Genomic DNA, 18,652 nt, shown 5'->3' on the forward strand with positions numbered 1-18,652 from the left:
GCGCGCAGCCTTCCCCTGCAGCCTTTTCGCCATACATAGGCCGCGCCAACAACGTAGCGGAGCCATCATGCACGCCAAAGCCATCACTTCTCCGCAACTGCCTTGGAAGAGGCTGGCTTTGGCCACAGTTGTCCTGGCGCTGGGACTGGTGCAGGCAGCGGTCGCTGCCGACGAGCCCGACCTGATCTTCCGCCGCTCCACCGTATTCAAATGGATTTCGCCCAACGACAAGCTCGCGACCTATGGCGTCGACGATCCCGAGGTCGAGGGCGTGGCCTGTCATTTCACGGTGCCGGAGAAGGGCGGCTTCAAGGGCTGGCTGGGGGTGGCGGAGGAAGTCTCCGACATTTCGCTGGCCTGCCGGCAGATCGGCCCGATCCGCTTCAAGGACAAGATGAGCCAGGGCGACGACATGTTCCGCCAGCGCCGGTCGCTCTTCTTCAAGAAGATGCAAATCGTCCGCGGCTGCGATGCCAAGCGCAACGTGCTCGTCTACATGGTCTATTCGGACAAGCTGATCGAAGGTTCGCCGAAGAACTCGACCTCGTCAGTGCCGATCATGCCCTGGGGGGCGGCCGACACCGTCGTCCAGAAATGCGGCGACTTCATCCAGTAGTGGAAGAGGTGGCTAGAACTGCCGTTTCTTCAATTCAGATCCTCGCATGCCGGCCTGCAGGCGGGCTTGGGGATCGCGGCAGCCCACGAGGCGCACAAGCTTCTGCTGCGCGCATTCATTGTCACCCATGACGTGGATGTCCTGCTGCGACATCGCACCCACCATCTGCTGCTGGCCGGGTTTGCGGGGCGCGGTTTCCTTGCCAACATCGATGTTGCCATTGCCCACGACTGCGATCCTTCGTTGGATTGGGACAAGTAACTAACGCGCGACCATCAACAAAGGTTGCGAGCTGTGCGACTGAGTCGGCAGAGTAAGTTGTTAGGTTCAGTTCGCTGCAGCGCTCCTAGCGGCCAAAGATTAAGAACTCGCGACGTTGTTGATCGGCACGTTGATAATCTAGCGCCAAACCGTGGTTGCCGACGTTGATTTATGTCATTCGCGAGGTGAATCATTTCTTCGCCGGTGGCGAGATACGGCACGAGGGCGCTGGTGTACCAGAAATGCGGGTACTGAAATCATTGCGTTTTTCGCACCAATGTTTCGTCGCGCCGAGCCGACGAAACAATTCGGCAGTGGAATGAAACCATTTTGAGGTTTTGGCGCAGATGTCCGGAAACAGGGCGTGGCTATCAAATCGCCAACAAGACGGCGGGAACGCTGGAAGACCGGAGACAGTCAAATGCGGACGATCAGCTTCATCCTTGCCTTCGCCTTCGTTCTGGCTGGACCCTCAATGGCGGGGTCCTCCGACAGCGGCCTTCTGGGCATCGGCGCCTTCTCGTACACGGGTTCGCCGATTGTGAGCGCCACGACTCAGGCTATGGTCGTTGCCGCCAACTGAGCTCCTTGTTTGAGCATGATCTTTTCGGAAAACCGGTTTCCACTTTTTCCGGATCATGCTCTGAGAAGTCTGCAAGAAAGCCGACGGTAAATGAACTGCATGCTCTTGCGCACCTGTCTCGCCGTCATCGCAGCATTGATCGTTTCTGCCAGTTCCGCGCAGGCGCAGGCGCCGACAACGCATCAGACCCAGCCGGTGCAATTCCGCACCCTGTTCAAGGTGCTGCCCGACCCGCGTGGTGAATTCGTGCGCCAGTGCGCGCCCCACATGCTCGGCCGCTGGGCGCATCCGGAAGCCGTATGCGGCTGCCTGCATGATTATGCTGCCGCCACCGTCGAGGATCCCGATCTGCGCGAAGCCTTGCTGCGCGGGATCAGCGAGACCGGCGTGCCGACGATCGAGACCGACTGGGTGCCGCCGTCAAAGCAGTCTGAGATCGGCCCGACCTTCACCAAGATCGCCAAGCCGACGCTGCAGTGCATGTTCGATCCGGCGACGGAGTAAGCAGCGTTTCTCGATCATCCCACGAGGTCATCGCCCGGCTTGACCGGGCGATCCAGTATTCCGCGGCGCGTTCTGTGCGCACGACTGGCGATGTCGATTACTGGATGCCCGGCCGGAGCCTGTCATCGGGCTCGCCGGAGGCGAGACCCGGTGGCGGGGCGTGACGGAGGGGGTGTGTTCTAGCGCTTCTTGGTGCCGAGACGTGGGATGCATTTGCGCACGCGCGTCACGCCCTGGCTCGTCATCTGCGAGCCCGAGACTTCCTTGATCTGGCCCGCGGGGCATGATCCGTCGTCGACCATCACGCGCTGGCCCAGTCGCAAATCAATGATGTCCTGCTCGCGTCCCAGCACCTGCGCCGACGCTGACAGTGGCGATGCGAGCCAGCCAAGCAGCGCGATGCAGCCGACGCGCAGAACTCTTTCCGAAATCATCAGCGTCACTTGAGCGTCACTTCCCTTGGATCTTCAGCCCGTCGGGGCCGACATTGATCTGGAAACCTTCGGGCTGCTTCTTGGCCTGGTAGAGCTGGTAGCCGAGCACGCCGATGACGGCGAGCAGCACACCGATGATCAGATACAGGACGTTGCGATTGCCGGGCATCCGGTATCTCCGCCGTACAGCTTTTCATTTTCAGCTTAATGAGCCGCCGGCGATTCTCATAGAGCCGCGCGCGACGTTGGCGTTTTGGCGACGCGGGCTCTCGGCTTGCGGCGCTCGCGCAGCGCGGTGAGTGACGCCTTCGCCAGTCGCTCGGCCGATGCTTTCAGTTGCGGAAGGTCGTGGCCGGCAAACCCCAGCACGAAGCCGGGCAGGGGACGCGCGCGATGATAGGTCTCCGCAAGCAGCCAGCCGTCGACGCCGGCCGCGCGTCTGGCCTCTGACGCCACGACCGGGTCGGTCGACGGATCGAACCGCGCCACCAGATGCAGGCCCTGCGAGGGCACCGGCACCGACAGCTCACCGTCTGATGCCGCCGCCAGCGTCGAGGCCAGTACGTCACGCGCTTCGCGGTAGAGCCTGCGCACCTTCTTCAGGTTGGCGGCGAAGGCGCCGGAGTTGAGCATGTCAGCGACAGCGCCTTCCATCAGCGTGCCCGGAAAGCGGTCGAGCGCGGCGCGGGCCGCCGTCACCGGGCCGATCAATTTTTCAGGCAGCGCGCAGTAGCCGATGCGCAATCCCGGAAACAGCGTCTTGGCAAACGTGCCCATGTAGATGACGCGCCGGAGATGATCGATGCCGGCCAGCGACAGCAGGGGAGCGCCGTCATAGCGGAACTCGCTGTCGTAATCGTCCTCGAACACAAAGGCATCGGCGGCCTTGGCCCAGTCGAGCAGTTCCAGCCGGCGCGGCATCGACATCTGCACGCCGAGCGGAAACTGATGCGACGGCGTCACATAGGCCGCACGCGCCGCCGGCGCGCGGGCCCGGCCGTTCGCAACCATCATGCCCGATGCGTCGACCGGAACGGAAACCGCGCGATAGCCGCAATGCTCGATGGTTCGGCGCGCGATTGGGTACCCCGGATCCTCGCACCAGATCTGATCGCCGGGCTTGAGGATTGCGCTCAACACGATGCGCAACCCGTGCAGCGTGCCCGACGTCAGCATGATCTGCTCGGGGTCGCAGCGCAGGCCGCGCGCCGACAACAAATGATCGGCGATTGCGGCGCGGAGCTCGCGGCTGCCCCTGGGATCGCCGTAATGGAAATGCACGGCGCTGAAGGCGCGCATCCTTCGGCCGACGAAGGCGCGGAAGCGCTGCAGGGCGCGGCTATCGATATGCGTGCAGCCGAGCGCGAGCGCGCCTTGCTGGGGCGCATCGATGGTGATCTTTGGCTTCGGCGCTTCGCGGGCGCGGGCAGGGATGCGGGCCGCGACGAACGTCCCCGAGCCTGTGGTCGCCACCGCGAACCCGTCCGCGATCAACCGTTCATAGGCGGTGACGACCGCGTTACGGCGAAAGCCGGTCTGCCGTGCCAGCGTGCGGGAGGGCGGCAGCGGCTCGCCCGGTTTGACGATGCCGCCGAGGATGGCGTGGCAAAGCGCCTGGTAGAGGCGCTGCTGGGCGGAGGCGCCCGGTGTGATGTGCGGTCCGGAAAGGTCGAGCGGCAGTTCGGCCTTGCTCGGCGACGCAGAATTGGTCGAAATTTTTCGCATGGAATTGGCACTATCGCAGACCAAATCCGGCGCTACAACTGTTTCGAAACGTTCAAAATCCTAAACAGGAGTTACCGTGAGCGAAGGTGCTGCCGCCTCATATCCGCTGTCACCACGAAACCAGGTGAAGCGCCGCCATGATCGCGGCTTCTACGATCATGAAACCGTTCACCGCATCCTCGACTCCTCGATGCTGTGCCACGTCTCCTATGCGATCGACGGCCAGCCCTATTGCACGCCGACCTTCTTCTGGCGCGAGGGAATACGGCTGTACTGGCACGGCAGCAGCGCCAGCCGCATGCTGAGGAACCAGTCCGCGGGCCAGAGGGTCTGTCTCACGGTCGCGCATCTCGACAGCCTGGTGCTGGCGCGCTGCGGCTTCAATCATTCGGCCGACTACCGCGCGGTGATGGCGTTTGGGACGGCCTACCTCGTCACCGATCCGGACGAGAAGCAGCGCGCGCTGGTCGCGATGGTCGACCGCTTCTTTCCCGATCGCACCGCGAGCCTGCGGCAGAGCAATACGCAGGAGATCAAGGCGACATCCTTCATCGCGATGGAGATCGAGGAAGCCTCGGCCAAGATCCGCGCCAAGGGCGTCGCCGATGACGATGAGGATTACGAGCTGCCGATTTATGCCGAGCGCATTCCGGTGCGCACCGTGCTCGGCGCGCCGGAACCTTGCTCGCGGCTGCTCGACGGCGTGACGCGGCCGGCATCACTCGATGGCTATTCGGAAGGCCGTCTGCTCGAAGAAGCATTGCGAGATGCCTATTTTGCGCAGTACCCCGGTGGCTGAGATCACGCTATAGCGGTGTCGGGCAAGCGCCCGTGCGCTTGATGATCGAACCTGGAGTTGGAGCCGCCGCATGAATGCCGATACGCAACAAAGGATCCTGGACGCCGTTGATGCCGGCTTCGATGCGCAGCTTGCGACCACGAAGGAATTCGTCGCGATCCCCTCGACCCGTGGCGCGGAAGGTCCATGCCAGGACATGATCGGCGATCTCCTGCGCGCACGCGGCTACGAGGTCGACGACTGGCATATCAATGTCGACGATCTGAAGGATCTTCGCGGCTTCGGCCCGATCGAGCATGATTTCTCCAGGGCGCGCACGGTGGTCGGCACCTATCGGCCGCCTACCGATGGCGGCAAATCGCTGATCCTGCAGGGGCACTGCGACGTGGTGCCGACGGGCCCGCTCGACATGTGGGAGACGCTGCCATTCTCACCCACCATCAAGGACGGGCGGATGTATGGCCGCGGCGCCTGCGACATGAAGTCGGGCACGATCGGCGCGCTCTATGCGCTTGATGCGATCAAGGCTGCAGGCTTTCGCCCGACCGGGCGGATCCACTTCCAGTCGGTGATCGAGGAGGAGAGCACCGGCGTCGGCGCGCTCTCGACGCTCCAACGCGGCTATCGTGCCGATGCCTGCTTCATCCCGGAGCCGACCGACGGCAAGATGATCCGCTCGCAGGTCGGCGTGATCTGGTTTCGGCTGAAGGTGCGCGGCTTCCCGGTGCACGTGTTCGAGGCGGGCGCCGGCTCGAACGCGATCATGGCGGCGTATCATTTGATCCACGCGCTGGAGAAGCTCGAAGCCGAATGGAACGAGCGCGCCAAGGCCGACCGGCACTTCAAGGACGTCGCGCATCCCATCAACTTCAATCCGGGCATCATCAAGGGCGGCGACTGGGCCTCCAGCGTGCCGGCCTGGTGCGACGTCGATTGCCGCATCGCCGTGCTGCCGGGCTGGTCGCTCGCGGAGTGCCAGAAGGAGATTTTGGCCTCCGTCTCGGCGGCTGCACGCGACCATCGCTTTCTCTCCAACAATCCGCCTGAAGTGCAGTGGTCGGGCTTCCTGTCGGAGGGCTATGAGCTGACTGACGCGGCCGCGCCGGAAGCGGCGTTCGCGAAGGCGTTCGGCGCCGTCTATGGCGGCACGGTGGAAGACCGTGCCTTCACCGCGCTCACCGATACCCGCTTCTACGGATTGAACTACAACATCCCGAGCCTGTGCTTCGGCGCCAGCGGCGCGGCGATGCACGGCTTCAACGAATATGTCGATCTGGAGTCGCTGCGCAAATCCACCAAGGCCACCGCACTGTTCATCGCGGAATGGTGTGGGGTGGAGAAGGTGTAAGGCGCCGTAGGGTGGGCAAAGCCAACGGGTCGCGCGAACGCGCGCCCGATGACAGGCTCCGCGTGCCCACCATTCACGGCCGGTGCAAGAGAAGGTGGGCACGCTTCGCTTTGCCCACCTACGAATTCGACGGCCACAACGCCGCGACGATCGCATCCAGCCCATCGGTGAGCGCGGCGGGGCCCGGCTGCAAAATGATCGTCGACTTGATCTCGACGATGCGGTCGTTGCGCACGGCGGGGATATCGCTCCAGCCGGGGCGGTTGCGGATGCGATTGGGTACCACCTTCTTGCCGCACCAGGAGGCGAGGATCACGTCAGGCGCGGCGTCACGCACGACTTCGGGCGTGATGATGCGGTCTTTTGCCGCCTTCTGTAGCCGCAAGCCTGGCAGCGCGTCTTCGCCGCCGGCGATCTCGATCAGCTCGGACACCCAGCCGATGCCGCTGATCAGGGGATCGTCCCATTCCTCGAAATAGACTTTTGGCTTCGGCTGCGAACGCGGTGTCGCAGCGATGGCGGCGAGGCGCTGCTCGAAATCCGCGGCAAGCCGGTCGGCGCGTTCGGCGGCGCCGACGATGGCGCCGAGGGTGCGGATCATCGCCATGATGCCGGCAATGTCGCGCTGGTTGAAGACGTGGACGTCGACGCCGGCCCGCACGAGATCGGCGACGATGTCGGCCTGGATGTCGGAGAAGGCGAGCACGAGGTCCGGCTCGAGTGCCAGGATTTTCGGGATGTCCGCCGAGATGAACGCCGCGACGCGCGGCTTCTCGCGCCGGACCTGCGGCGGTCGCACCGCATAGCCGGAGACGCCGACGATGCGGTCCTGCTCGCCGAGCAGGTACAGCGTCTCCACGGTCTCCTCGGTGAGGCAGACGATCCGGCGGGGAGGGAAGTGGCGCATTGAAAATCTCTATCGTCGGCCGCATCGTCACGCCGGCCATTACCTCCGACGTCATTGCCTGATTTACCGGCTCCGTCCATTCTCTGCCGCTGCCGCGCGCACAACAAAACGGGAGGACGCATGACGCCGCTGGAAAAGATCCAATCGATGAAGATGCCGTTTGCGGAATTGAAGGGCGTCATCTTCACGGAGGCCGACAAGGACCGCGTGGTGGCAAAGATGCTGGTGCGGCCGGACCTCTGCACGCTGTATCACACCATCCACGGCGGCGCGGTGATGGCGCTTGCGGACTCGGTCGGGGCGGCCGCGACCGTGATCAATCTGCCCGAAGATGCCAAGGGGACCACGACGATCGAGAGCAAGACCAACTTCATTGGCGGCGCCAAGGAGGGGACCATCGTCGTCGCCGTCGCTACGCCCGTGCATCGTGGGCGGCGCACGCAGGTCTGGCAGACCCGATTGGAAACCGAGGACGGCAGGCTGGTTGCCATCGTAACCCAGACCCAGATGGTACTTTAGTATGCGCGAAGTCCTGAATTCATCAATAAATTCAATCCGAAAGATCAAGTGAATCCAAATGCGAGATTCGGTGAATCTTCGTACTTGAATTTCATGCTGCGACGCACAATATTGGGCGTCTAGGGATTCGACGCCTCCTCGAGGGCTACCACGAGGAGTTATGGAATGAATTACGATTCTACCCGTTCGGCGCCAGCCAAAGGTACCGTTCGGACCCTCAGCCAGTCAGAATTGCCGCTTTTGCGGGATCATCTGCTGAGGCTGGACCGAACCAGCCGCTATGATCGCTTCCATGGCTTCATGGATGACGGCTTCATCAAGCGCTACGCCGAAAAATGCGCCAGCGACGGCACCGTCATCATCGCCTATTTCGACAACGGCACGGTGCGCGGTGCGGCCGAATTGCATCCGCCGGAGCAATCGCCGGACGGCGAGCCTGAGATCGCTTTCAGCGTGGAGCGCTCGGCGCGCCGCAAGGGCGTCGGCAGCGTCCTGTTCCGCAAGCTGATCGCAGAGGCGCAGGCGAGGGGCTATCGCTCGCTTCGGATCACCACCGGTGCGCAGAACGAGGCGATGCGGACGCTCGCCAGCAAGTTCGGCGCGAAGCTGACGTTCCGCCACGGTGAATCCACCGGCAGCATCGATCTCGCGCGGCATGGCCAGCCGGAACCGGTCCCGGCGGCGGTTGCGCCGCTGGAGACGGCGCGCGCGATCGCCAATCTCAACCGCGCCTATTGGCAGATGGTGTTCAAGATGTACGGCTGGGGCCGCGCCGCCTGATCGGCGCGCCGCTACGCCCGCGCCGCCCCGGCAATTCGTTCAGATGAACGAGTTGCCAATCGCAGTTCAGGTGCCGGTGCGCTTGTCGTTACCGAACCGCCGGACCACGCGCCGCTCGACCACGACCGCGCGCTGCGCGCCTTGTTCGCCCGTGATCACACGGGTCGCCGATCTTACGCTGGTTCGCGCCGTCTTCTTCACCTCAGCCAGCACGTCCTCGTAAGGAAGGCCCATCAAGGCGGACGCGATCTCGGCCTGCTGCTCGAGGTCGTCGGTGATGCCGACGGCGGCGAAGATCGCTTCCTCCAGCGTCGGCGGATCGCGCCTCACGCGTCGGGGACCATATTTCGTTTGCCAGTCTTCGCTCATCGGGGCCTCGCTGGGAGCGCGACGACGGTTCCATGAATCGTCATCCGCCCGCCTCTTCGTTTTGAGCATGATCTCCGCGCAAACCCTTCGTGTCTGTCGCGAGGAAAAACCGGTAGCTACTTTTTCCGGATCATGCCTGGGCCGGATACCTAGGCGCCATATTGTTGCATTGCAATATGAAACTGACATGGCAATCCAGCCATGCACGGTAGACTTTCTCAAGTTTACCCCGACTCATCGCGCGATCGTTACCGGTTATGCACCGCAATCGTGCGTCGCTCGGCCGTCGTCACTCACATCAAGGCCGCCGTTTCGATAGCTGCGGAATCAACGGGCGGCTGCGGCCAGCGTTGCAACGCGGCGCGGCCTGCGTCGGTCAGCACATAGATCCCGCGCTCGGCGCGGTCGAACCAGCCGTAAACATTATGCAGCAGGATCTTGCCGGCATCCGGAATATCGACCCGGAGCTCGCGCACGCGCCGTGGTCCATTGGCGAGGGCCGACGCGCAGGCAAGCGCCTGCTGGCGGTAGGCGGTCATGATCGGCGAGCGCGTGCTGCCGCCCATCACGGGATCGCCCTTGCGGCGATTGTGCTCGGCAACCAGGCGCGAGCGCTTCTTCGGATCGCGGCGCGGCGCCGTGGTCGGCGGCTTCACCAGCACCTCGACCTCGCCGGCGCCGGTCACTCCCAGCATGCCGAAGCCGAGGCGGCGGCAGAGATTGCGGTAGCGCGCGTCGCTTTCGCGGCCCTTGCCGCGCGTCGATAATTTGGCGGCGATCCAGATCTCGTCGCAGGCGCCGGCGCGACCGACCGCCTGCAGGATCAGTTCCAGGTTGAAGGTGAGCTTCAGCTCACCGACCACGACGACCGGCGGATCGTCGCCGCTCAGCGCCACCAGGTCGCAGCCGCCGATCTCGCCCTTCACCGTGAAGCCGAGCTGTTCGAGGAACCGTTTGACGGGCAGATAGAGCGAGGTTTCCACGCGCAAGACTCCAGCCGCGGAATGCCGCGACTCAATTTCGAGGAGTCTACCGCAAAGCGTTTGCCGGGACGGTGGCAAAACGGTTAGTCTTGGTGCGGGACGACTAGACCAAATGGCGATCGGTGAGCCTGCGCGAGCAAACGGTCCGCGCGGGAACTGGTTGCGTTTGTCGCGTGAGAAGCAGGCGCCAGGGTGCTGCAGGGACTGTACAAATTCTCGTTCAGGACAGCGCGGGGCACTGGCTGCGGCGTGATGTTCGCAACCGCCTCCGGCAAGTTCTATGGCGGCAATTCCGGTTCGTCCTTCATCGGTAGCTACACGGAGGAAGGCGGCATCATCTCGTCCGAGGTGAAGATGACGCGCCACAACCACGATCCGGACTATGTGCCGATGTTCCCGGTCGACAACATCGTCATGACCTTCAAGGGCACGCACAAGGGCGACGAGGTTCATTTCGAAGGCGGGACCACCGCCTTGCCCGGCATCGTATTCACGGCGATCCTGACCCCGATCAACGACAAGGATGCGCCTGCGCCTGGCAGGGTCGGACCCGACGGCATCGGCAACGGGCTCTATTCCATCCACATTCGCATGCTCGATGGACTCGACGGCGGCAACACCGGCGTGATGATGCTGCATGACGGCCGCATCTGGGGCGGCGATGCTTATTTCGACTATATCGGCGCCTACACCGCCGCGAATGGCCGGTGGAAGGGCGAGATCGTCAATCGCGAGCATACGCCGAGCCTGGGCGAGCGGCCGCTGTTCGGCCGCCACGAAGTCGGCATTGGTTTCTCCGGCACCTACGATTCCGAAGGCGCCGAGGCTGAAGCCACTGCGCTCGCCGGCAAACGCAGCGTCCGCTTCAAGGCGGTCCTGAAGAAGCTGGTGGAGGCGTGAGGGTCAAAGGTCTCGACATCTGCCCGCGCGATAGGCGCTGATTGCTTCAGTGGCTAACGGATCAAGCTTGCCCGCGCGGGCGTTGCGCTCGATTTCCATATCGAAGCTGCCGGCATCGAATGCTTCAAACCATGCTCGAAAGCGCGCCAGCTCTCCAAGAGGGAGTTGCTCAACGGCTTGTGCAATGTCTTTGGCGGTCTTCATCTCGAAAACCTCTGCTAAACGCGCCCATTCACCGGCAACAGCGCGCCGGTGACTGCGCTGGCTGCGTCGCTGGCGAGGAACAGGATGACGTCGGCGAGTTCCTTTGGCGCCACCCATTTTGAGAAATCCGCCTTCGGCATGCTGGCGCGGTTGGCGGCGGTGTCGATGATCGAAGGCAGCACGGCGTTGACCGTGATCCTGCCCTTGTGCTCGGCGGCGAGCGCTTCGGTCAGGCGGTGCACGCCGGATTTCGAAGCCGCATAGGCGCCCATGCCGGCACCGGCCTGCAGTGCACCGAGCGCGCCGATATTGATGATACGCGCGGCGCTGGACGCAAGAAGGTGCGGGATCGCCGCGCGCGAGGCGTTGAGCGCGGTCGTGACGTTGAGCGCATACATCCGCTGCCAGGTTACGGGATCGCCGTCTGAGACCGTCTCGAAGGCAAAGCCGCCGGCGATGTTGATGAGCGCGTCGAGCCGGCCGAAATGTGTCGCCGCCGTGTCGATCGCCTTTTTCGCCTGGGCTGCGTCGGTCAGATCAACGCCGCCGAGCTCAATCCGGCTCGACGTCGGCGAAAGCGATGACGGCGCGTGATCAATGCCGGCCACGCATGCGCCGCGCGCCAGGGCTTCCTCAACGACCACCTTGCCGAGCGCACCGGACGCGCCGGTGATGACAATAACTTTTCCGTTCATGAGACAGCTCCGCACTACCCGGGCAGACAGACTAAACTCAGCAGAAATTCATTTGCAATGCCGGCAAAACCGTCGCGAAATAGGCATTCAACGTTAAATAGCAATCAATTTGTGAGGCCCCAAAATGGTTGACAATTTTGCAGATGCCGAATTGCCCGATCAGTTGATCGCCTTCAAGTATCCGCTGCCACGCCTGGCCGAGGCGCTTCGGCACGGCGGGCCGCTGAAGATCATCGCGATGGGATCATCATCGACCGCTGGTAGGGAAGATGTCTTGCCTTATCCATACTGGCTGGAAATGTATCTGAGGCGCGCCAGCGATAATCCAAGGATCGATGTGCTCAACAGGGGGGTAGGCGGCCAAGAGGCGATCGAAGAACTGGATCGTTTCGATTCGGACATTTTCGCCGAAGCACCGGCACCGTTACTGGTGATCTGGCAGGTCGGCACCAACGCCGTCTTCCACAAGGAGAAGTACAACGTCGACGACGTCGCGGCGAAAATTGCCGTCGGTGTGGACCGGCTTCGTGCCCATGCAGGCCAGATGGACGTGCTGCTGATCGATCCGCAACATGTCCCGGCGATGTTGATCGACGACAAGGCGGAGCTTTCCGAGCGCATGGTCTCGCTGATCGCCGCAGTGGCAGAGCGGGCAGGAGTCAATGTGTTTCGCCGCTGGACGCTGATGCAGCATTGGCACGCGCAGAACAATATCGGTTTCGATCGTATGCTCGACCCGACCGATCCCGATCGATTGCATCAGAACGACGGCAGCACGCTCCGGATGTCCAGGGGGCTTACGGATGCTATCCGGAAAGCTGCCGCCGTAGCGTAGCGATCCACGTAAGACGACGGCCTTGCCGTTGATCGGTAAAATTTGCGCGACTTCTGTAAGTCGATTGCAGAATCCGTTCGCTACAAGCGAGGTCCCATCATGGCAGGGGATCAGACCATGGGAAACTTACCCGATCACGGTTTACCGCTCGTTCAGCTTAAGGAGCAGCGGCGGGACTTGGTCGTCGCGTTGCAGAATCGCGCCGGTCCGGTCAGCGGCTGGGAGTTGATGCAGATCGCGGCCGTACAGCAGGCGATCTCGGCCTTCGAGGAGGTCATCGCCGACCTCGACGCCGAACTGGAAGCGGCTGCTTAGAGCTTGCTTTGACGCGTTTTCTTCACGCGAACCGGTATCCACTTCGCTCGAAAACGCTCTAGACCTTCTCGAGATAGAGCGCGGAGAGTTGCGCGCGCTCAGCCTCGCCGATGCCAAGTCCGTCGCGGACATAATTGTCGAGGCCGCCGTAATCGGCGTTGATAGCCTCGAACGACGTGGCCAGGAACGCCGCACGCACCGTCCCGATCACCTGCAGGACACTGTCGGGCAGATCGCCGGTCACGATGGGATCGCGCCGATAGAAGCGGTTGGTCAGCAGATAGTCTTCCGAGATCGCCTCATCGGGAACGCCGAGCGTGTGCAGGATCAGCGCGCAGGCGAAGCCGGTGCGGTCCTTGCCGGCGCTGCAATGGATGACGAGCGGCGCGCGGTCCTCCAACAGATGCGCAAACAGCGCCCGGAAGCGCGGCGTGTTCTCCTGCACATAGCTGCGGTAGGAATCGCGCATCACCTCGATGGCGTCGTTCTCGGTCGGCGGACTGCCGCTGGCGGCGATGGCGCGGAGCGCGGCGATCACCGTCGGTTCGACCGGCAGCGAATGCACGGTGATTTCGGCGACCCCGCACAGCCCCTCGGCGCGCTCCTCGCGGCCACGGAAATCGAAGGCGCTGCGGACCCCAAGGCCGCGGACCACTGCGACATCGTCGTCGGTGAGGCGGCCGAGATGGTTGGAGCGAAAGATCTGGCGCCAACGGACGCTGCGGCCGTCGCGCGTGGTGTAGCCGCCGAGGTCGCGGAAATTGCTGGCGCCGGCGAGATTGAAATGTCGGGCAGGGGAATCTTGCATCGGGCTGACTTAAGCAATCTTCTACGGCAAGCAGATGACCGGATAAGAGATGGTGCGCATCCCGTGCTCGTCTATACTCAAGCCAGCTCCGGGGGCGAAGCATGAATCATCGGCAGGCAGCGATTTTTGCGGTGGTGTTGGTGGCGGGAACCCTCGCCGGCAGGTCGCAGGAGGCCTCGGCCCAGAGCTCGTTCCGGAACTATCGCTGCTCCGACGGCACGCAGTTCATCGTCGGATTTTTCCAATACGATTCCCGCGCCCATCTGCAGCTCGACGGCAAGGCGGTGACGCTGTTGAAGCGGCTGACCGTGTCAGGCTCGCGCTACTCCGGCGGCGGCGTTACGCTGAGGATCACCAAAGCCGGCCTCGCCACGCTCAAGCACGCCACGCGGCCGGCCACGGCCTGCGAGCTGGCATGAAAAAGGGCCGAAACGCGCTCGCTCCGACCCTTTTCTACGCTACCGATCCCCGACATTCCCGTCGGGACGCTATCCGACATCCACCCGGCATTAGTGGTCACGCGTTGGCTTGGATTCCTCGATAGCCGCTTGGTGGTACCAGCTACCGCTGCAATCGGCCTTGTTCACCTGTGAGGCGGCAATCTCGAGCGCCGACTTGGTCTCACCGTAGCGGTGTCCCGCGATGGAGGCCCGGCCGCCGACCGGAAATTGGTAGATCTTGGCAGATCCCTGATTCAAACCCGAATTCATGTGATTCTCTCCTCTCATCGGAGCTGCGATCCTCCATGGTGCGCCCGACTTGTTCTCGTGTGGTTACCCGGACCTGCGATATCAGCCGTGCCCCGCTCGGATGCAAGATGATCAAAAAAAGTCACTAGATGATCATTCTGTAGGCATTTTCGGTTTTGCTTCGCGTGAGGCACTAAGCAGATGGCTAACTCGTAAGCCGCGGCGAAGGTTGCGGGTGCGGGGCGGCGCATCCAAGGAAAGTTGCTTGGGCGTGCCAAGGCTTTAATCGGACCGTAGGCACCTGGCCAAAATTGCCGGAGAATCAGGCGCCGGTTACCGCCTCAAAGGGTCATTTGGCCGCCTGACGCGCATGCCAGCCGCGCTTCTATGTCGCAGCGAAAATAGCGTCTCGCCGTCTGGACTTTTCCCCAGAGGCTCGCTCCCGCACTGCAGCGATTGGCATTCAAATTGCTTGGTAGATTCTTGGCCGATGGTGGCCGGGTACGCGTGGGGCAAGACCGACTGGCTTTTCGGCCCCTCGCGTTTTGCATCATCAACAGAGAGGCTCAATGACCAAGTACAAGCTCGAGTATATTTGGCTCGACGGGTATACGCCGACACCGAATTTGCGCGGCAAGACTCAGATCAAGGAATTCGCGTCGTTTCCGACGCTCGAGCAGCTTCCGCTCTGGGGCTTCGATGGCTCCTCCACCATGCAGGCTGAAGGCCACAGCTCCGATTGCGTGCTGAAGCCGGTCGCCGTCTATCCGGACGCTGCGCGCACCAACGGCGCGCTCGTGATGTGCGAAGTCATGATGCCCGATGGCGTCACCCCGCATCCGTCCAACAAGCGCGCCACCATTCTCGATGACGCCGGCGCCTGGTTCGGCTTTGAGCAGGAATATTTCTTCTACAAGGACGGCCGTCCGCTGGGCTTCCCCTCGAGCGGCTATCCCGCTCCGCAGGGCCCGTACTACACCGGCGTCGGCTACAAGAACGTCGGCGATGTCGCCCGCAAGATCGTGGAAGAGCATCTTGACCTCTGCCTCGCCGCCGGTATCAACCACGAAGGCATCAACGCCGAAGTGGCGAAGGGCCAGTGGGAATTCCAGATCTTCGGCAAGGGCTCCAAGACCGCTGCTGACCAGATGTGGATGGCGCGCTATCTGATGCTGCGCCTCACCGAGAGCTATGGCATCGACATCGAGTTCCACTGCAAGCCGCTCGGCGACACCGACTGGAACGGCTCCGGCATGCACGCCAACTTCTCGACCCAGTACATGCGCGAAGTCGGCGGCAAGGAGTACTTCGAGGCGCTGATGGAAGCCTTCAAGGCCAACCGCGCTGACCACATCGCGGTCTACGGTCCGGACAACCATATGCGCCTGACCGGCAAGCACGAGACGGCCTCGATCGATACCTTCTCTTACGGCGTCGCCGACCGCGGCGCTTCGATCCGCGTTCCGCACTCCTTCGTCAACAACAGCTACAAGGGCTATCTGGAAGATCGCCGTCCGAACTCCCAAGGCGACCCCTACCAGATCGCTTCGCAGATCCTGAAGACCGTCGCTCAGGTCCCGACCGGCAAGAAGGCCGCGGCCTAAGACGCTCCCGGCCCGGGCTGGGGGCGCCCGGGGCCGCAATCAAGTCCGCCAAAGCCGTCTGGCTTTGGCGGACTTCCGCATTTTAGTGGCATTGGACTGGTTGCACTTCCGAACCGTCCACACGCTTTGTTCAGCGCAAGCCGGTATCGACCTCACCGAAAGCGCGCTAGACTTGGTCTGGATGGCGCAGGCCGGGGACCGACGTGGGTTTCGGAGGCTTCTATAAGGTCAGATTTCAGCTCAACGATGCGGTCGGCCGCAGCGTGATGCATGCGCACGACGGCAAGATGCTCGGCGGCAATTCGGCCTTCGCCCATATCGGCACTTACGAGGAAAGCGGCGACGATGTCTCGGTCGTGGTCAGGACCGTGCGCCACAATCCGGATCCCAACTATCCCGCCATGGCCGGCACCGATGATGCGACGCTGGTGGCGCAGGGCCGGCCCAATGGTGACACCTATCGCTTCGAGGGAGGGTTGCGGGAGGTGCCAGGCGTCCCGTTTCAGGCAGTGCTGACGCCGATCGAGGAGCAGGAGATTCCGATCGCCGGCGGCGTCGGCGAGGGCGGGATCGCCAACGGCCTCTATTCCATCGATCTTCGTCTGCTGGATGGGGTCTCAGGCGGCCTGACCGGCGTGATGCTGCTCAAGGATGGCCGCATCGTCGGCGGTGACGCGTGCTTCTATTATCTTGGTACCTACTTCTCGGAGAATGGCCGCTGGAAAGGCCAGATCCTCAACCAGGAGCACACACCGGCGAGGGGCGAGAATCCGGTCTTCGGCGGCCACGAAGTCGGTATCGGCTTTTCCGGCACCTGTGATGACGAGGGAGCGGTGCTGGAAGCAACCGCGCTCGCCGGCAAGCGCAGCCTGCGATTGACGGCCGTGCTGAAGCTGATGCGCCGCCTGTAAGACGCGATGCCAGACACCATTCGCCTGCTCTCTACGCTGGCGCTGAAAGGCGCAGTTGCCAATCTTGCCGGACTGTATGAGGTGTCCAGCGACGTACGGATCGACGCCGATTTCGCGCCGACATTGGCGCTGCTCGACCGGATCAGGCGCGGCGAGGGCGCCGACATCCTCATCCTGACGCAAGAGGGGCTCGCCGAGCTCGTGCGGGAAGGACGCGTGGCCGCGGAGAGCTGCGTCGATCTCGCGCGCTCCTATGTCGGCATCGCCGTGAAGACCGGAGCCATTCATCCCGACATCACCAGCGAGGCGGCATTGCGCGCGACGCTCCTGGCTGCGCGCTCGGTGGCTTATTCGCGGATCGGCGCCAGCGGCATTTTCTTCGCGCAACTGATCGAGCGCTTAGGCATCGCGGCCGAGATCAACGCGCGTGCGACCATTATTCCGTCGGGATTCACCGCAGAGCGGCTCATCACTGATGAGGCCGATCTCGCCGTGCAGCAGATCAGCGAATTGAAGCAGGTTGCGGGCATCGAGGTCGTCGGCGCAATTCCGCGCGAGTTGCAGACGCCGGCGGTGTTCTCAGCGGGCCGCATGATTGGCTCGGAGAAGGCGGGCCAGGCCGACCGGCTGCTGCGCTATCTCGCTTCCGCCAAGGTCGCGCCGATGCTGCGCGAGTCGGGGCTTGAGCCTTGATGTATCACGGTGGACGCTGCGCTGACCCGCCATCGCGTTGCTGCGAACTTTAGGTTGTGCAATGCTCGTGGCATTCATTGGAGGGAATGCCATGGCCAAGAAGCGGAAATCAGCCGGCGGCAAAACGCCATTCCACGCCGTCGTCGAGAAAATCCAGAATCGCAGCATCAGCGATGCCGACATTTCGAATTTCTTTGTCGTCCAGCCCAATCCGCGGCGGCCATTCGATTTCAGAGTTGGTTTGAACCGCTCCGCCGTTGATTTTCAGGGCATCGAGAAATCCGCCAAGCTGGCCGACGCCCTTGCGCATGATGCGTCGATTGGCCGAGATGAAAAGCTTGCTCCGACCACGCCACCGAAGGGTTTTGGTCGCAAGGTCCCGGTTGTCGCCGAGGGCGATTCATGGTTTCGGCTGCCGCCGCTGGTCATGCCGCCCACGCTGATTGACGTGCTCCAGCAAAGTTACGTCTATCCCATCAGCAATCTGGCGCATTGGGGAGATACGCTCACCGAAATGATCCAGGCCGGCCAGTTCTGGCCCGCGCTGATCTCCGGGAAGGCGGATACGTTTCTGTTTTCCGGCGGAGGAAACGACATGCTTGGCGGCGATGCCGGCATCGCGCGCTTCCTCAATCTGTTCGATCCCGATCACGCCAATCCGTCGGATGCCGCCTACTACGTCAAGCCGGAATTCTACGCAAACCTCAAGCTGGTCCTGCAGGACTACGAGTCCCTGATCCAGCGCGTCCATCTGCGCGCGCCTGATGTGATCATGGTCGGCCACGGCTACGACTACGCGATCCCGCGCAGCAGCGGCCCCTGGATCGGAAATGGCATGATGTTCGTGGGACTCGACCCGACCTTTCAGGCCGACCTCTGCCAGGCGATCATGCGCATCATGACCGATGCCTTCAACAAGGGGCTTGCGGGCTTCGCCGCGACCTATTCGAATTATCGTTTTGTCGACCTGCGCGGGGCGGTTGGCAAGAACGAATGGCGCGACGAATTGCATCCGACGGCCGCCGGCGCCGCAAAGACCGCCGCCCGATTTGATGCGATGCTGAAGAGCCTGCCCAAGTCCGGCACGTTCGAGACGCCGGCGATTGCGTCGCGCGCGCTGTTCGGGCGGGCCGCCTAGATCCCTCAAGGCTGTCGAATGCCGGCTTTGCC

At 62.9% G+C, this 18,652-nt stretch carries 27 protein-coding genes; 15 read left to right on the forward strand and 12 right to left on the reverse strand.

Annotation, left to right across the window (positions count from 1 at the left end):
* Positions 1-67: 67 nt before the first annotated feature.
* Entirely contained in the window at positions 68-616 is a 549-nt protein-coding gene (locus ACZYOF_RS14525) for a CreA family protein (protein ID WP_394570259.1), read from the forward strand.
* A 12-nt stretch (positions 617-628) separates the two neighbouring features.
* Here the strand turns inward: ACZYOF_RS14525 and ACZYOF_RS14530 are convergent, their stop codons facing one another.
* Entirely contained in the window at positions 629-844 is a 216-nt protein-coding gene (locus ACZYOF_RS14530; protein WP_245476304.1) for a hypothetical protein, read from the reverse strand.
* Between the two features lie 454 nt (positions 845-1,298).
* On the opposite strand from ACZYOF_RS14530, the gene ACZYOF_RS14535 reads away from it, so the two are divergent.
* Both ACZYOF_RS14535 and ACZYOF_RS14540 read left to right on the forward strand, forming a co-directional pair.
* Positions 1,299-1,460, forward strand: a complete 162-nt coding sequence (locus tag ACZYOF_RS14535; RefSeq protein WP_463716183.1) for a hypothetical protein — start codon at positions 1,299-1,301, stop codon at positions 1,458-1,460.
* 99 nt (positions 1,461-1,559) lie between these two features.
* Positions 1,560-1,964 carry a hypothetical protein gene (locus tag ACZYOF_RS14540; protein WP_130579545.1) on the forward strand — a complete coding sequence of 135 codons (405 nt, stop codon included), beginning with the start codon at positions 1,560-1,562 and terminating at the stop codon, positions 1,962-1,964.
* A 179-nt stretch (positions 1,965-2,143) separates the two neighbouring features.
* On the opposite strand, the gene ACZYOF_RS14545 is transcribed toward ACZYOF_RS14540, so the two are convergent.
* Genes ACZYOF_RS14545 through pdxR form a run of 3 tightly spaced genes read right to left on the reverse strand, consistent with a single transcriptional unit; the run spans position 2,144 to position 4,123 of the window.
* Entirely contained in the window at positions 2,144-2,398 is a 255-nt protein-coding gene (locus ACZYOF_RS14545) for a DUF6719 family protein (protein WP_282530506.1), read from the reverse strand.
* Positions 2,399-2,414: 16 nt separating this feature from the next.
* Complete coding sequence (locus ACZYOF_RS14550; RefSeq protein ID WP_165421152.1) at positions 2,415-2,567, reverse strand: hypothetical protein; 153 nt, start codon at positions 2,565-2,567, stop codon at positions 2,415-2,417.
* 56 nt (positions 2,568-2,623) lie between these two features.
* A complete protein-coding gene (pdxR, locus tag ACZYOF_RS14555; protein ID WP_394568560.1) occupies positions 2,624-4,123 on the reverse strand; it encodes a MocR-like pyridoxine biosynthesis transcription factor PdxR in 1,500 nt (499 codons plus the stop codon).
* Between the two features lie 76 nt (positions 4,124-4,199).
* Between pdxR and ACZYOF_RS14560 the strand changes: the two genes are divergently transcribed.
* Both ACZYOF_RS14560 and ACZYOF_RS14565 read left to right on the forward strand, forming a co-directional pair.
* Complete coding sequence (locus tag ACZYOF_RS14560) at positions 4,200-4,922, forward strand: pyridoxamine 5'-phosphate oxidase family protein (protein WP_394568559.1); 723 nt, start codon at positions 4,200-4,202, stop codon at positions 4,920-4,922.
* Positions 4,923-4,992: 70 nt separating this feature from the next.
* On the forward strand, positions 4,993-6,270 hold the full coding sequence (locus ACZYOF_RS14565) for an ArgE/DapE family deacylase (RefSeq protein WP_463716184.1): 1,278 nt from the start codon (positions 4,993-4,995) through the stop codon (positions 6,268-6,270).
* Between the two features lie 118 nt (positions 6,271-6,388).
* Here ACZYOF_RS14565 and ACZYOF_RS14570 read toward each other — a convergent pair whose 3' ends face one another.
* Positions 6,389-7,177: a cobalamin-binding protein gene (locus ACZYOF_RS14570; RefSeq protein ID WP_463716185.1), complete on the reverse strand. Its 789-nt coding sequence runs from the start codon at positions 7,175-7,177 to the stop codon at positions 6,389-6,391.
* A 120-nt stretch (positions 7,178-7,297) separates the two neighbouring features.
* Between ACZYOF_RS14570 and ACZYOF_RS14575 the strand changes: the two genes are divergently transcribed.
* Both ACZYOF_RS14575 and ACZYOF_RS14580 read left to right on the forward strand, forming a co-directional pair.
* Positions 7,298-7,696, forward strand: a complete 399-nt coding sequence (locus ACZYOF_RS14575) for a PaaI family thioesterase (RefSeq protein ID WP_463716186.1) — start codon at positions 7,298-7,300, stop codon at positions 7,694-7,696.
* A 165-nt stretch (positions 7,697-7,861) separates the two neighbouring features.
* Positions 7,862-8,476 carry an N-acetyltransferase family protein gene (locus tag ACZYOF_RS14580; protein ID WP_463716187.1) on the forward strand — a complete coding sequence of 205 codons (615 nt, stop codon included), beginning with the start codon at positions 7,862-7,864 and terminating at the stop codon, positions 8,474-8,476.
* Positions 8,477-8,542: 66 nt separating this feature from the next.
* On the opposite strand, the gene ACZYOF_RS14585 is transcribed toward ACZYOF_RS14580, so the two are convergent.
* Both ACZYOF_RS14585 and ACZYOF_RS14590 read right to left on the reverse strand, forming a co-directional pair.
* Entirely contained in the window at positions 8,543-8,845 is a 303-nt protein-coding gene (locus tag ACZYOF_RS14585; protein ID WP_130579531.1) for a hypothetical protein, read from the reverse strand.
* 293 nt (positions 8,846-9,138) lie between these two features.
* A complete protein-coding gene (locus ACZYOF_RS14590) occupies positions 9,139-9,828 on the reverse strand; it encodes a DUF2161 domain-containing phosphodiesterase (RefSeq protein WP_463716188.1) in 690 nt (229 codons plus the stop codon).
* Positions 9,829-10,020: 192 nt separating this feature from the next.
* Between ACZYOF_RS14590 and ACZYOF_RS14595 the strand changes: the two genes are divergently transcribed.
* Positions 10,021-10,728, forward strand: coding sequence for a GrlR family regulatory protein (locus ACZYOF_RS14595; RefSeq protein WP_463716189.1), 708 nt, complete (start codon positions 10,021-10,023; stop codon positions 10,726-10,728).
* A 3-nt stretch (positions 10,729-10,731) separates the two neighbouring features.
* On the opposite strand, the gene ACZYOF_RS14600 is transcribed toward ACZYOF_RS14595, so the two are convergent.
* A complete protein-coding gene (locus ACZYOF_RS14600) occupies positions 10,732-10,932 on the reverse strand; it encodes a hypothetical protein (RefSeq protein ID WP_130579533.1) in 201 nt (66 codons plus the stop codon).
* A 14-nt stretch (positions 10,933-10,946) separates the two neighbouring features.
* Positions 10,947-11,627, reverse strand: a complete 681-nt coding sequence (gene fabG / locus ACZYOF_RS14605; protein WP_463716190.1) for a 3-oxoacyl-ACP reductase FabG — start codon at positions 11,625-11,627, stop codon at positions 10,947-10,949.
* A gap of 124 nt (positions 11,628-11,751) precedes the next feature.
* On the opposite strand from fabG, the gene ACZYOF_RS14610 reads away from it, so the two are divergent.
* Together ACZYOF_RS14610 and ACZYOF_RS14615 are read left to right on the forward strand one after the other, a co-directional pair.
* A complete protein-coding gene (locus tag ACZYOF_RS14610) occupies positions 11,752-12,462 on the forward strand; it encodes an SGNH/GDSL hydrolase family protein (RefSeq protein WP_463716191.1) in 711 nt (236 codons plus the stop codon).
* Positions 12,463-12,561: 99 nt separating this feature from the next.
* Positions 12,562-12,777, forward strand: a complete 216-nt coding sequence (locus tag ACZYOF_RS14615; RefSeq protein ID WP_282530494.1) for a hypothetical protein — start codon at positions 12,562-12,564, stop codon at positions 12,775-12,777.
* A 58-nt stretch (positions 12,778-12,835) separates the two neighbouring features.
* On the opposite strand, the gene ACZYOF_RS14620 is transcribed toward ACZYOF_RS14615, so the two are convergent.
* Positions 12,836-13,585, reverse strand: coding sequence for a tyrosine-protein phosphatase (locus ACZYOF_RS14620; protein ID WP_463716192.1), 750 nt, complete (start codon positions 13,583-13,585; stop codon positions 12,836-12,838).
* Positions 13,586-13,686: 101 nt separating this feature from the next.
* On the opposite strand from ACZYOF_RS14620, the gene ACZYOF_RS14625 reads away from it, so the two are divergent.
* Positions 13,687-14,004 (forward strand): MliC family protein, encoded by a 318-nt coding sequence (locus ACZYOF_RS14625; protein WP_463716193.1) that lies wholly within the window; start codon positions 13,687-13,689, stop codon positions 14,002-14,004.
* A gap of 90 nt (positions 14,005-14,094) precedes the next feature.
* Here ACZYOF_RS14625 and ACZYOF_RS14630 read toward each other — a convergent pair whose 3' ends face one another.
* Positions 14,095-14,295: a DUF2735 domain-containing protein gene (locus tag ACZYOF_RS14630; protein WP_130579538.1), complete on the reverse strand. Its 201-nt coding sequence runs from the start codon at positions 14,293-14,295 to the stop codon at positions 14,095-14,097.
* Positions 14,296-14,843: 548 nt separating this feature from the next.
* Here ACZYOF_RS14630 and ACZYOF_RS14635 point away from each other — a divergent pair.
* From ACZYOF_RS14635 to ACZYOF_RS14645, 3 genes are all read left to right on the forward strand, one after another.
* On the forward strand, positions 14,844-15,878 hold the full coding sequence (locus tag ACZYOF_RS14635; RefSeq protein ID WP_130579539.1) for a glutamine synthetase beta-grasp domain-containing protein: 1,035 nt from the start codon (positions 14,844-14,846) through the stop codon (positions 15,876-15,878).
* 266 nt (positions 15,879-16,144) lie between these two features.
* Complete coding sequence (locus tag ACZYOF_RS14640; RefSeq protein ID WP_165421155.1) at positions 16,145-16,789, forward strand: GrlR family regulatory protein; 645 nt, start codon at positions 16,145-16,147, stop codon at positions 16,787-16,789.
* 6 nt (positions 16,790-16,795) lie between these two features.
* Positions 16,796-17,482, forward strand: coding sequence for a substrate-binding domain-containing protein (locus tag ACZYOF_RS14645; protein ID WP_463716194.1), 687 nt, complete (start codon positions 16,796-16,798; stop codon positions 17,480-17,482).
* Between the two features lie 109 nt (positions 17,483-17,591).
* Here the strand turns inward: ACZYOF_RS14645 and ACZYOF_RS14650 are convergent, their stop codons facing one another.
* Positions 17,592-17,792, reverse strand: coding sequence for a hypothetical protein (locus tag ACZYOF_RS14650; protein ID WP_463716195.1), 201 nt, complete (start codon positions 17,790-17,792; stop codon positions 17,592-17,594).
* Positions 17,793-17,909: 117 nt separating this feature from the next.
* Between ACZYOF_RS14650 and ACZYOF_RS14655 the strand changes: the two genes are divergently transcribed.
* Positions 17,910-18,620 (forward strand): GDSL-type esterase/lipase family protein, encoded by a 711-nt coding sequence (locus ACZYOF_RS14655; RefSeq protein ID WP_463716196.1) that lies wholly within the window; start codon positions 17,910-17,912, stop codon positions 18,618-18,620.
* Positions 18,621-18,652: the final 32 nt, after the last annotated feature.

The organism is Bradyrhizobium sp. LeoA1Lang (assembly GCF_055413685.1).

Coding starts and splice junctions, on each gene's coding strand:
- ACZYOF_RS14525 (WP_394570259.1), top strand. CDS start 68: ATGCACGCCAAAGCCATCACTTCTCCGCAACTGCCTTGGAAGAGGCTG.
- ACZYOF_RS14535 (WP_463716183.1), top strand. CDS start 1,299: ATGCGGACGATCAGCTTCATCCTTGCCTTCGCCTTCGTTCTGGCTGGA.
- ACZYOF_RS14540 (WP_130579545.1), top strand. CDS start 1,560: ATGCTCTTGCGCACCTGTCTCGCCGTCATCGCAGCATTGATCGTTTCT.
- ACZYOF_RS14545 (WP_282530506.1), bottom strand. CDS start 2,398: ATGATTTCGGAAAGAGTTCTGCGCGTCGGCTGCATCGCGCTGCTTGGC.
- ACZYOF_RS14550 (WP_165421152.1), bottom strand. CDS start 2,567: ATGCCCGGCAATCGCAACGTCCTGTATCTGATCATCGGTGTGCTGCTC.
- pdxR (WP_394568560.1), bottom strand. CDS start 4,123: ATGCGAAAAATTTCGACCAATTCTGCGTCGCCGAGCAAGGCCGAACTG.
- ACZYOF_RS14565 (WP_463716184.1), top strand. CDS start 4,993: ATGAATGCCGATACGCAACAAAGGATCCTGGACGCCGTTGATGCCGGC.
- ACZYOF_RS14570 (WP_463716185.1), bottom strand. CDS start 7,177: ATGCGCCACTTCCCTCCCCGCCGGATCGTCTGCCTCACCGAGGAGACC.
- ACZYOF_RS14575 (WP_463716186.1), top strand. CDS start 7,298: ATGACGCCGCTGGAAAAGATCCAATCGATGAAGATGCCGTTTGCGGAA.
- ACZYOF_RS14580 (WP_463716187.1), top strand. CDS start 7,862: ATGAATTACGATTCTACCCGTTCGGCGCCAGCCAAAGGTACCGTTCGG.
- ACZYOF_RS14585 (WP_130579531.1), bottom strand. CDS start 8,845: ATGAGCGAAGACTGGCAAACGAAATATGGTCCCCGACGCGTGAGGCGC.
- ACZYOF_RS14600 (WP_130579533.1), bottom strand. CDS start 10,932: ATGAAGACCGCCAAAGACATTGCACAAGCCGTTGAGCAACTCCCTCTT.
- fabG (WP_463716190.1), bottom strand. CDS start 11,627: ATGAACGGAAAAGTTATTGTCATCACCGGCGCGTCCGGTGCGCTCGGC.
- ACZYOF_RS14610 (WP_463716191.1), top strand. CDS start 11,752: ATGGTTGACAATTTTGCAGATGCCGAATTGCCCGATCAGTTGATCGCC.
- ACZYOF_RS14615 (WP_282530494.1), top strand. CDS start 12,562: ATGGCAGGGGATCAGACCATGGGAAACTTACCCGATCACGGTTTACCG.
- ACZYOF_RS14620 (WP_463716192.1), bottom strand. CDS start 13,585: ATGCAAGATTCCCCTGCCCGACATTTCAATCTCGCCGGCGCCAGCAAT.
- ACZYOF_RS14625 (WP_463716193.1), top strand. CDS start 13,687: ATGAATCATCGGCAGGCAGCGATTTTTGCGGTGGTGTTGGTGGCGGGA.
- ACZYOF_RS14630 (WP_130579538.1), bottom strand. CDS start 14,295: ATGAATTCGGGTTTGAATCAGGGATCTGCCAAGATCTACCAATTTCCG.
- ACZYOF_RS14635 (WP_130579539.1), top strand. CDS start 14,844: ATGACCAAGTACAAGCTCGAGTATATTTGGCTCGACGGGTATACGCCG.
- ACZYOF_RS14640 (WP_165421155.1), top strand. CDS start 16,145: ATGCATGCGCACGACGGCAAGATGCTCGGCGGCAATTCGGCCTTCGCC.
- ACZYOF_RS14645 (WP_463716194.1), top strand. CDS start 16,796: ATGCCAGACACCATTCGCCTGCTCTCTACGCTGGCGCTGAAAGGCGCA.
- ACZYOF_RS14650 (WP_463716195.1), bottom strand. CDS start 17,792: ATGCGCAAGGGCGTCGGCCAGCTTGGCGGATTTCTCGATGCCCTGAAA.
- ACZYOF_RS14655 (WP_463716196.1), top strand. CDS start 17,910: ATGCCGCCCACGCTGATTGACGTGCTCCAGCAAAGTTACGTCTATCCC.